10 protein-coding genes are annotated in these 10,460 nt (G+C 43.4%); 7 read left to right on the top strand and 3 right to left on the bottom strand.

All coding sequences use genetic code 11. The annotated features are described in order from the left end of the window. Nucleotides 1-186: 186 nt before the first annotated feature. The 4 genes from efp to BS63_RS0109760 all read left to right on the top strand — a co-directional run bounded on the left by efp (nt 187) and on the right by BS63_RS0109760 (nt 2,160). On the top strand, nt 187-747 hold the full coding sequence (gene efp, locus BS63_RS0109775; protein WP_002963196.1) for an elongation factor P: 561 nt from the start codon (nt 187-189) through the stop codon (nt 745-747). 188 nt (nt 748-935) lie between these two features. Continuing rightward, entirely contained in the window at nt 936-1,322 is a 387-nt protein-coding gene (locus BS63_RS0109770; protein ID WP_002963198.1) for an Asp23/Gls24 family envelope stress response protein, read from the top strand. Next, nucleotides 1,315-1,734 carry a transcription antitermination factor NusB gene (gene nusB, locus BS63_RS0109765; protein ID WP_002963200.1) on the top strand — a complete coding sequence of 140 codons (420 nt, stop codon included), beginning with the start codon at nt 1,315-1,317 and terminating at the stop codon, nt 1,732-1,734. The genes BS63_RS0109770 and nusB overlap by 8 nt, the downstream gene beginning before the upstream one ends. A gap of 108 nt (nt 1,735-1,842) precedes the next feature. After that, the gene (locus BS63_RS0109760) at nt 1,843-2,160 is read left to right on the top strand and encodes a winged helix-turn-helix transcriptional regulator (RefSeq protein WP_002963202.1); all 318 of its coding nucleotides are present in this window, start codon (nt 1,843-1,845) and stop codon (nt 2,158-2,160) included. On the opposite strand, the gene BS63_RS0109755 is transcribed toward BS63_RS0109760, so the two are convergent. The 3 genes from BS63_RS0109755 to BS63_RS0109745 form a co-directional block, all read right to left on the bottom strand. Then, nucleotides 2,157-2,561, bottom strand: a complete 405-nt coding sequence (locus tag BS63_RS0109755; RefSeq protein WP_002963203.1) for a pyridoxamine 5'-phosphate oxidase family protein — start codon at nt 2,559-2,561, stop codon at nt 2,157-2,159. The genes BS63_RS0109760 and BS63_RS0109755 overlap by 4 nt on opposite strands. Nucleotides 2,562-2,750: 189 nt before the next feature. Further along, nucleotides 2,751-3,713 (bottom strand): LacI family DNA-binding transcriptional regulator, encoded by a 963-nt coding sequence (locus BS63_RS0109750; RefSeq protein ID WP_002963204.1) that lies wholly within the window; start codon nt 3,711-3,713, stop codon nt 2,751-2,753. 3 nt (nt 3,714-3,716) lie between these two features. Beyond that, complete coding sequence (locus BS63_RS0109745; protein ID WP_002963205.1) at nt 3,717-5,153, bottom strand: sucrose-6-phosphate hydrolase; 1,437 nt, start codon at nt 5,151-5,153, stop codon at nt 3,717-3,719. Between the two features lie 948 nt (nt 5,154-6,101). Here BS63_RS0109745 and BS63_RS0109740 point away from each other — a divergent pair. The 3 genes from BS63_RS0109740 (at nt 6,102) to manA (ending at nt 10,264) form a co-directional block, all read left to right on the top strand. Then, a complete protein-coding gene (locus BS63_RS0109740; protein WP_028798569.1) occupies nt 6,102-8,060 on the top strand; it encodes a sucrose-specific PTS transporter subunit IIBC in 1,959 nt (652 codons plus the stop codon). A 172-nt stretch (nt 8,061-8,232) separates the two neighbouring features. Beyond that, nucleotides 8,233-9,120, top strand: coding sequence for a fructokinase ScrK (scrK, locus tag BS63_RS0109735; protein WP_028798568.1), 888 nt, complete (start codon nt 8,233-8,235; stop codon nt 9,118-9,120). A 193-nt stretch (nt 9,121-9,313) separates the two neighbouring features. Further along, nucleotides 9,314-10,264 (top strand): mannose-6-phosphate isomerase, class I, encoded by a 951-nt coding sequence (gene manA, locus BS63_RS0109730; RefSeq protein WP_004205832.1) that lies wholly within the window; start codon nt 9,314-9,316, stop codon nt 10,262-10,264. The last annotated feature ends 196 nt before the right edge of the window (nt 10,265-10,460 follow it).

Raw genomic sequence — 10,460 nt, 5'->3', positions numbered from 1 at the left:
GTCATGGTTAGCTCATTTTTCCTCATCATTCTAGTTTAACAGATGGGACATTTTCTCCTTCGACCTAACTAAGACATTATCACTTTCGAATGATATAAAAGTCTTGGATACCATAAAAGATTTGAGTCCCCTTAGGAAATGTGATAGAATAAACTGATAATTAAATTAATAAAGAGGTAGATAAACATGATTGAAGCAAGCAAGCTTAGAGCTGGTATGACTTTCGTGACAGCCGATGGAAAATTGATTCGTGTCTTGGAAGCTAGCCACCATAAACCAGGTAAGGGTAATACCGTTATGCGGATGAAACTGCGTGACGTGCGTTCAGGTTCAACTTTTGATACGACCTACCGTCCGGAAGAAAAATTTGAACAAGCTATCATCGAAACTGTTCCGGCTCAATACCTTTACAAGATGGATGATACAGCCTACTTCATGAATAGCGAAACTTACGACCAATACGAAATTCCTGTGGCTAATGTAGAAAATGAATTGCGCTACATCTTGGAAAATGGCGAAGTTAAGATTCAATTCTACGGAACAGAAGTGATTGGGGTGCAAGTTCCAACAACCGTTGAATTGACCGTTACTGATACCCAACCTTCAATCAAGGGAGCTACCGTAACCGGTTCAGGTAAACCAGCGACCTTGGAAACGGGTCTCGTAGTTAACGTTCCAGACTTCATCGAAGTTGGCCAAAAATTGGTCATCAACACCCAAGAAGGAACCTACGTCTCTCGGGCGTAAACCAAAGGTGCAAAGCTGTTAAGCACTTCGAAGATCTTAGGAAAGTGACACAGATGCCTTAAGCATCTAGGAAACGTCATCTTTTTTTCCACAGAAACGTCGCAATCAAACAAGAGACAAAGAAATGTTTTGACTTGTTTTGCTAAGCGACATAAATTTCAATAAAAAATTAGAGAAAGGACGGACCTATGACAGAAACAATTGGTGATATTGTCATTTCCCCACGTGTGTTGGAAGTAATTACAGGCATTGCGGCTACTAAGGTTGATGGGGTTTATTCACTCAATAATAAGGCCGTTACTGATAATATCAGTAAAACCACTCTTAGTCGTGGTGTCTATCTCACAACCAGTGATGATGATAAAGTAACAGCAGATATTTACCTGCAATTGCAGTATGGGGTTAATGTACCTGCTGTTTCCATTGAAGTCCAAAGAGCTGTTAAGTCGGCCGTCTATGATATGGCAGAAGTTGAACTTTCTGATGTCAATGTCCATGTAGTAGGAATTGTCCCTGAAAAGACACCAAAACCAGACATGACAGCCCTATTTGCTGAGGACTTCCTGGATGACTGATTCGAGATATAATTTACGCCAACGGGCTTTTCAAGCTATCTTTAGTCTGGAGTTCGGTCAAGCTGACTTTCTCCAAGCCGCTAATTTTGCCTACACCTACGATAAGATAGCCGAGGACGAACAGGAATTTGAAGTTCCAGCCTTCCTTTTGAATCTCGTTAAAGGAACTGTAGATAACCTAGCTGAACTTGATAGCCAGATTGCTAAAAACCTCAAGGAAGGTTGGAGCTTGGAACGCCTAACCTTGACTGACCGCAGTCTCTTGCGTTTAGGACTTTTTGAAGTCAAGTACTATGATGAAACGCCTGCCAAGGTGGCTCTCAACGAGATTATCGAGTTGGCCAAGACCTACTCAGACCAAACTTCCGCCAAGTTTATCAATGGTATCTTGACTAAGTTTGTTACAGATTAAAAATAGTCCATTGACATACACCCCAGTTCTTAGATTTCCTGTCTAGTTTTGGGGCCAGTGCAAATGGACTATTTTCTATCTTCTTGTTAAAGAGAGCGAGGAATTTTCATGGTTGAAAATTCATGCCCTGTAAAATTAACATTATCACTTATTTCGAGCAAATGGAAAGTTCTTATTATTCACGAATTACTCAGTGGTAAAAAGAGATATGGGCAGTTAGAAAGGACCTTGAGTCCAATTACTAAGAAGGTTTTATCAGAAAATCTACGTGAATTGGAAACAGGGTCTTTAATTGGTCGAACAGTTTATCCGACTAAGCCGGTAAAGGTTGAATATTATTTAACGGATTTAGGATTTAGTTTAGAGCCGATTTTAAATGCAATGAGTGATTGGGGAGAAGCTTATAAAAGGATAAATGAAGGTTAAGACAACTGATAAATTCGTTCGCCGTTTTTAAAATCAAATGTCTTAACAGTTTCAATGTCGATAAAAAAGATTTCAAAGATAGGATTATTTGGGCTTTTATAAATAGCTTTAATGTCAGGATAATCTTCCATAGCTCTTTCTTTCAAAGATAGGTCATTAACGAAGTTGACTTTCCCATCAATGGTTAAAAAACCGCTATAGTCGGATTTATGAGAGCAAAATGAAACGTAAGGATTATTTGATAGTTGTTGGTAGGTTGGTTTATTGTTAGTTGTTCCAAAGTAAACCTTGTCTCCAATTGAAAATAGATATTGGATAATTCTTGTTTTTGGTTTGCCTTTGTCATCGGTTGCTAGAACACCGTAGAGATTATCTTTTAAAATAGAATGAAAATCAAACATAATAGGCCTCCTGAGTTTTTTTCTTTATCAGTTATTGTAGGCTTTTGATTTTGGCCTGTAAAGTAGGCACTTTTTTGTTGATAGGTATGGAAAAAGTAACCTAGTCACCTTACTTTCCAGAGACTATCCAATTAGTTTTGCTTAGAGATACCACAATCCCTCGCCCCAAAACGGCCGAGGGATTATTCTTTATAGCGATTTTCCGATCAGGAGGCTGATGGGGAGGATATAGCTTTCTTGGACTTCCTTGCCTGCGATTTTTGCTAGGAGGACATCAACCAGCAGTTCTGCGATTTCCTTGATGGGCTGTTTGATGGTGGTTAGCTGAGGAAAGTAATTTTCCACGAACTGGGTGCCATCGTAGCCAACGATTTTCAGGTCTTGTGGGACCTTTATTCCCAAATCATCAGCAATTTTCATGGTCAAGATGGCAGTCATATCATCGGAAGCAAAAATTCCTTGCGGTTGCTCCTGTTCCAAAATGGCCTTGATTTCCATTTCCTTGCGGATGGCTGAGTAGTCACTGGAAATATTGAAGATCTTGGCATGAGGCAGAACTGAGCTAAACCCCTGCTGTCGTAGGCCTGTGGTGGAATTGGAATTGTCATTACCGGTGAACATGACCGTCTTCTGGCAACCCACCTTTTCTAGGCTGACGGCTGCCAACTTGCCCCCTTCAAAATTGTCAGAAGAAATGACTGGAATGTGGGGAGCTAGGTTGCGGTCAAAGGCCACAATGGGTGCCTCCACCCGCTCATAATCCTCAATATCTAGGTTGTGGCTGGAGGAGATGATGCCGTCAACCTGGTTGGCCGCCAGCATTTCCAAGTAATCCCGCTCCTTGTCCGACTCATTTTGACTGTTGCAGATGATGACCTTGTAGCCCTGGTGAAAGAGGATATTTTCCAGATGTTCAATGATTTCAGCGTAGAAAATATTAGAAATCTTGGGGAAAATTAGGCCAATCAGCTTGGAGGATTTTCCTTGCAGGCCACGGGCTAGATTGTTGGGCTTGTAGCCCAGCTCCCGCATGGCTGCGTGGACCTTGGCCTTGGTTTTTTCTGAAAGGTAGCCCTTATTGTTGATAACGCGGGAGACGGTGGTTGGGCTGACACCGGCCAGTTTGGCAACATCCGTTAATTTTGCGACCATAGCTTAACCCTTCAGTTGATAATAAGTTCCGCTAGCCTGACCAGAGAGAAGCTTGATGCCGGTTTGCCCAGCATTGGGGAAGACACGGCTGGTAAAGACTTTCTCACCTTGGTTGATGAAAATTTCTACGATGGATTTATCGACAAAGATGCGTGCCTCTTGGGCTTGGTCCAGACTACATTGGCGACTGGTGCCAAATTCGGTAGCGTATTGGACACCGGCCTGAGAGCGATCAAGGATAACCTTGCCAGCTTGGTTGTCAATGGTGAGCTTGAGGCCGTCACCATCTTGGTCGGCGAAGAGAAGGAGCTCGGTCTTCTGATTGGCTTTAAAGGTCAGGTCTAACTCATAGCAGTTATCGGTTTCGGCCTTATCAGCAAAGGCTTCTTGACTGGTTCTTAAGTTGGTCATGGCTGGAACCGGATTTTGATAGAACTTGCCATCCTCGAGGGTCAGCTCTTTAACCAGACTCATGGCACCTTGATAGTCGTATTGGTCAGTTGGATAGTTAACATCTGGCAGGCCAATCCAGCTGACACAGTAGGCCTTACCGTCAGGCATGTTGAACCCTTGGGTTGCATAGGCTTCAAAGCCATAATCCAGATTGAAAATTGGAGAAGCATCGACAAGAGCAGGTTGCTTTGTGTCAAACGTTTGACAGACCTTGTAGGTGTTTGGATAAATATTATCATAAGCCAACTCGGACTTGTCTAAACCTTGAGGGCTGTAGAGCAGGACTGGCTTCCCATCAACAAAGACCAGATTGGGGCACTCAATCATATATTCAGAACCTGTACCACCAAAGTCCAAATTACCGACTTCCTGCCACTTATGGACATCGTTATTGAGGGCCTTGTAGAGCTTGATAAAGCCCTTCTTGTCAAGGCTTTGGGCCCCGACGATGGCGTAATATTGGCCCTCGTAAGCAAAAATCTGTGGATCACGGAAATGTTCCGTCACATCGGCAGGCCGTTTGATAAGAATGTCATCGAATTTTTCAATATGACCTTGTTTGTCCATCCAGGCTCCGATTTGGCGAGGGTCCCGTACCCAGTCTTGGTCACGAACATTGCCGGTATAGAATATGAAGAGCTTATCATCAATGGGATAGGCAGAACCGGAATAGGCCCCGTGACTGTCATTCTCGTGGTCAGGCTGCAGGGTAATTCCCGTTTCCTTGAAATGAACCAAATCTTGAGACTCGGTGTGAACCCATTGCTTGAGGCCATGGGCAGCACCAAAAGGCCAATTTTGGTAGAAAAGCTGGAATTTTCCATTGAAATAAGAAAAGCCATTTGGGTCGTTTAAAAGACCGGTCTTTGGCTCGATATGATAGTTGGCCCGCCAAGGGGAAGCAGCGACGTGAGCCTTAATCTCAGCCTTTTCTTGGTCGGTCCAATCGGCGTAAGGGCGGTAACGCACCTCAGTTGGTAGATTCATAGATATTCCTCCGATAGATATATGTCAACAATTGCTTATAAATGTCACTTCCATAACATAGTAAAGGTTTTCATAGGAAAAATCAAGGGGCGAAGTCAGTCTAGGAAAAATTTTTTTCCAAGACTGACTTCGAAAGTTGCTATAGCAACTTTCTACTCCACTTACTAATAAAGTTAGGTCAGTATCACCGACTGACCTAACTTTATGTCGCAAGTGTCAAAGTTCTAAGGGATGATTTTAGACAATTGTGTGGTGGCCGCTATAGTGGTCCACCTATCCTCGTGTCGCAAGAGGCTAAATTCTATTTAAGACTGACTACGAAAGTTGTAACGGCAACTTTCTATGCCCCTTACTAGTAACATCCCCAAAGTTATTATCGAACTTAGGGGTGCATGTCGCAAGTGTCAAAGTATTTCGGTTAGCGAAATAGATGCCACAAGAGGCGAGGTCAAGGGAAGTATTTATAGATCTTTCTAGTATGACCACCTATTCCCCTCACTAGTTCGGTTAGGTTGGTAGGGTCGGCCGACCTATCCTCATGTCACAAGTGGTGAAGTACAAAAACAAGTGAATTCCACTTCCGTCTGGGATGGTCACCTGGCTGAGCTACCTAGTAAATAAAGTTGGCTCAGCACTATCAATCAGCCACCTAAGCGGAGGAATGTTTCTTAACTGTTTTTTGAAGCGAAGTTGGCTATTTTATTACTAACTAATGATTCTTGCTGCTGCTATTTTTATTTAACATAATTCAACATTCAGAAAAGCTGGATGTAGTCTTGACAGAGGGTCAGTTGGATATTTAAGGGAAGGTTTTGGACACGGCAAAAAAATAAATTTCTGCAAAGCGGTTGACATATCATTCGCAGTGTGATAGATTAGAGACTGTAAAAAAGCGTTTTCAAAAAATGAAAAGCTTTGACCATATTAAATTTTTAAAGGAGTTACGCAATGGATTATGCTAAAGTAGCTTCCGACGTCATCACGGCGGTCGGGAAAGATAATCTTGTTGCCGGTGCTCACTGTGCGACTCGTCTTCGTTTGGTATTAAAAGACGATAATAAGGTCGATCAGGCAGCTCTGGACAACCACCCTGATGTCAAGGGGACTTTCAAGATGGATGGTCAGTACCAAGTTATTATCGGTGCTGGGGATGTTAACCATGTTTATGCTGAATTGATTAAGCAGACTGGTCTGAAAGAAGTTTCGACTGAGGATGTTAAGAAGATTGCTGCACAAGGTCACAAGCAAAACCCAATCATGGCTTTCATCAAGATTTTGTCTGAAATCTTCGTTCCGATCATTCCTGCCCTGGTCGCAGGTGGTCTCTTGATGGCTGTTAACAATATCTTTAAGTCAGAAGGTTTGTTCGGTTCACAATCTTTGATTGCTCAATACCCACAAATTTCTGGTATTTCAGATATGCTGACAGTCTTGGCTGATGCCCCGTTCATCTACATGCCGGTCCTGCTTGGTATTTCGACAGCCAAGCGTTTCGGTGGTAACCAATATTTGGGTGCTGCTCTTGGCCTGATGATGAGTTCACAAGAGTTGCAGGAGGCTGTTGCTAAAGCTGCTAAGTTTTCTCTTGACTGGAACTTCTTTGGCTGGCACTTGCATGCTGCTCAATACACTAGCCAGGTTATCCCAGCTATCATTGCCGTTTGGGTAATGTGTCATATTGAAAAATGGTTCCACAAGCACCTGCATTCAGCGGTTGACTTCACCTTCACACCACTTTTGACCATGATTATCTCAGGTTTCTTAACCTTTGCCCTCATTGGTCCTGTCTTCGGACAAGTATCTGACTGGGTTGCCAACGGTCTGGTTTGGCTCTACGATACCTTAGGATTCTTAGGTATGGGTATCTTTGGTGCCTTCTACACACCAATCGTGGTTACAGGTCTTCACCAGTCCTTCCCAGCCTTCGAAACTATCCTGCTTAATTCTTATAAGGCCGGTCATGGTTCTGGTGACTTTATCTTTGTCGTTGCTTCTATGGCTAATATGGCTCAAGCTGCGGCAGCCTTTGCGATCTTCTTCTTGACCAAGAATTCTAAGACCAAAGGTCTGTCAAGTTCTGCTGGTATTTCTGCCCTCTTGGGGATTACCGAACCTGCTGTCTTCGGGGTTAACCTTAAGTACCGTTTCCCATTCTTCTGTGCTTTGGTCGGTTCAGCTATTGCGGCAGCCATTGCAGGTCTCTTGAAAGTTATTGCAGTATCGCTCGGTTCAGCCGGGGTACTTGGTTTGATTTCTATTAATCCAAAATCAATTCCTTTCTATCTGATTTGTGAAGTTATTTCCTTTGCCATTGCTTTTGCCATTACTTATTACTATGGTAAGACTAAAGAAGCCAAGGTCTTTGAAGCAGAAGCTGCTGTAGCGGCTGCTGAAGCTGAAGTTGAAGAACATGGTTCAGCAAAAGAGGAAGCAAGCGCAGCTAAAACTGAAGTTTCTGAAGAAACAATCTATTCTCCCGTTGATGGCCAAATTGTTGAACTGGAAAAGGTTAATGACCCAGTCTTCTCATCTGGTGCTATGGGTAAAGGTATTGCCGTTAAACCTAGCGGTAACACAGTAGTTTCTCCAGTTGATGGCCTGGTACAAATTGCTTTTGAAACTGGCCACGCTTATGGTCTGAAATCTAAAGACGGTGTTGAAGTTCTCATTCACATCGGTATTGATACTGTTTCCTTGGATGGTAAAGGCTTTAAGCAAAAAGTTGCTGCCAACCAGGAGGTTAAGAAGGGTGATGTCCTTGGAACCTTCGATTCTGCTGTCATTAAGGATGCTGGTCTTGACGATACCATAATGGTCATCGTCACTAATACAGCTGACTACGCAGAAGTTAGTCCAGTTGCGTCAGGAGCTGTAAAAGCTGGCGATAACTTGATCGACGTCAAATAATATAGAGATAATAATTGTAAAAGAGGTTGGGACAAAAGGTCCTAACCTCCTTACTTTTTCAACATCAGACAGTTTGACGCAGTGGTTGATTGGCCGTCCTTATCCCTTGCCAAACAAGTGATAGGTCCAACCAACAGTCTGGGAGATAAAGCAAGGATAGAGAGGATATTTTATGACGAAATTATACGGAAGTGTGGAAGCCGGTGGGACCAAGTTTGTCTGTGCTGTCGGTGATGAAAATTTTCAAGTGGTGGAGAAGGTGCAATTCCAGACGACTGCTCCTTATGAAACCATTGATAAGACGGTCGAATTTTTCAAGAAGTTTGAAGCAGACCTGCAAGGGATTGCCATCGGTTCCTTTGGTCCGGTCGATATTGATGAAAATTCTAAGACCTACGGCTATATCACTAAGACTCCTAAGCCTAACTGGTCTAATGTCGATTTGGTTGGCCTAATTTCTAAGGAATTCAAGGTGCCTTTCTACTTCACAACCGATGTCAATTCATCTGCCTATGGGGAAGCCTTGGTTCGTCAAGACGTTGAAAATTTGGTTTACTACACCATCGGAACTGGGATTGGTGCTGGCACTATCCAAAGGGGTGAATTTGTTGGTGGGACTGGTCATACCGAAGCTGGCCACGTTTATGTTGCCCTCCACCCTAGCGATGTTGCTAATGATTTCCATGGCACCTGTCCTTTCCACAATGGTTGTTTGGAAGGGCTGGCAGCAGGTCCGTCCTTGGAAGCTCGGACGGGTATTCGAGGAGAATTGATTGAGCAGCACTCGGATGTCTGGGATATTCAAGCCTACTATATTGCTCAAGCAGCCGTGCAAGCTACCCTGCTCTACCGGCCAGAGGTTATCGTCTTTGGTGGTGGCGTAATGGCTCAAGAACATATGCTCCGGCGTGTTCGAGAAAAATTCACCCACCTACTCAATGACTACCTCCCTGTTCCACCAGTTGAAGAATATATTGTCACTCCAGCCGTTGCTGGCAATGGTTCAGCTACCCTAGGGAACTTTGCCCTAGCCAAGAAGGTCGCTGAACGTTTTGACTAAGGTCTGGGTGGATTTTGTAAACTTATTTATTATTCAGAAAGTCCCACAGATGTCCCGATTTAATCTGTGGAACTTTTTGTTTAATGGAAGGATTAAATCATGAATTGTAACATCACCTGTATATTTTTTTATCTGAGTTATTAGAAAATGATAAAATGAAGGTAAGGACTAATCTTAAAAGGAGGAATGATTTATGACAGAACCATTATTTTTAAAGGCAAGTATGCATGACAAGATTTGGGGCGGTACCCGTTTGCGTGATGTCTATGGTTATGACATTCCCACAGAAACGACTGGCGAATACTGGGCTATCTCAGGACACCCGCATGGGGTTTCCGTTGTCGAAAATGGTCTTTATGCTGGCCAGGGACTAGACAAGCTTTATCAGGAACAGCCTCAGCTTTTTGGCCATCCCTCTAGCCCAGTTTTCCCTTTGCTGACCAAAATCTTAGATGCCAATGACTGGCTCAGTGTTCAGGTTCACCCAGACGATACCTATGCCCAGGAACATGAAGGTGAACTTGGTAAGACCGAATGTTGGTATATTTTGGCAGCCGATGAAGGAGCTGAAATCATCTATGGCCACACTGCTAAAAGCCGGGAAGAACTGGCTCAGATGATCCGGGCCGGAGACTGGGATAAGTTATTAACTCATATTCCTGTTAAGGCTGGAGATTTCTATTATGTTCCCAGTGGTACCATGCATGCCATCGGTAAGGGGATCATGGTTCTTGAGACCCAGCAGTCCAGCGACACCACCTATCGGGTTTACGACTTTGATCGTCCAGATGCCAGCGGAAAGCTGAGACCGTTGCATATCCAGCAGTCCATTGATGTGATGACCATTGGGCAGCCGCAAAATTCTCATCCGGATGAGCAGCTTATTGATGATTTGGCAACAACGCTTTTGGTGGCCAATGAATTTTTCTCAGTTTATAAATGGGAAATCGATGGCCAAGCCAGCTTTGAGCAGGTAGCTCCTTATTATCTGGTCAGCGTTATTGAGGGTCAAGGCAGTTTGGTAGTTGCTGGGCAATCCTATCCTCTCAAAAAGGGGCAACACTTCATCCTGCCTAATCCCGTTAAGGAGTGGACTCTGTCGGGCCAATTGGAACTGATTGTTAGTCATATAGCAGAAAACTGAGAGCCTAAAATAGTCCTATAGAGAATCTAGCCGAGCTTATATGCTTGGCTCTTTTTTAGTCAGATAATTAATGGGACCTTTCATGTATTTGTCGTGGAACTTTGCCACGACAAACGCATGAAGAAAATAACGTTTTCAGATAATAGATTCATAAAAAAGAGTCCACCTCCGGAGTTATAATAGACTTAGGAGGTGT

Source organism: Streptococcus sobrinus DSM 20742 = ATCC 33478 (assembly GCF_000686605.1).
GTDB classification, from domain to species: Bacteria; Bacillota; Bacilli; order Lactobacillales; family Streptococcaceae; genus Streptococcus; species Streptococcus sobrinus.
The sequence above is the reverse complement of the archived record's forward strand: the minus strand, read 5'-3'. Positions and strand labels throughout refer to the sequence as shown.

Coding starts and splice junctions, on each gene's coding strand:
- efp (WP_002963196.1), top strand. CDS start 187: ATGATTGAAGCAAGCAAGCTTAGAGCTGGTATGACTTTCGTGACAGCC.
- BS63_RS0109770 (WP_002963198.1), top strand. CDS start 936: ATGACAGAAACAATTGGTGATATTGTCATTTCCCCACGTGTGTTGGAA.
- nusB (WP_002963200.1), top strand. CDS start 1,315: ATGACTGATTCGAGATATAATTTACGCCAACGGGCTTTTCAAGCTATC.
- BS63_RS0109760 (WP_002963202.1), top strand. CDS start 1,843: ATGGTTGAAAATTCATGCCCTGTAAAATTAACATTATCACTTATTTCG.
- BS63_RS0109755 (WP_002963203.1), bottom strand. CDS start 2,561: ATGTTTGATTTTCATTCTATTTTAAAAGATAATCTCTACGGTGTTCTA.
- BS63_RS0109750 (WP_002963204.1), bottom strand. CDS start 3,713: ATGGTCGCAAAATTAACGGATGTTGCCAAACTGGCCGGTGTCAGCCCA.
- BS63_RS0109745 (WP_002963205.1), bottom strand. CDS start 5,153: ATGAATCTACCAACTGAGGTGCGTTACCGCCCTTACGCCGATTGGACC.
- BS63_RS0109740 (WP_028798569.1), top strand. CDS start 6,102: ATGGATTATGCTAAAGTAGCTTCCGACGTCATCACGGCGGTCGGGAAA.
- scrK (WP_028798568.1), top strand. CDS start 8,233: ATGACGAAATTATACGGAAGTGTGGAAGCCGGTGGGACCAAGTTTGTC.
- manA (WP_004205832.1), top strand. CDS start 9,314: ATGACAGAACCATTATTTTTAAAGGCAAGTATGCATGACAAGATTTGG.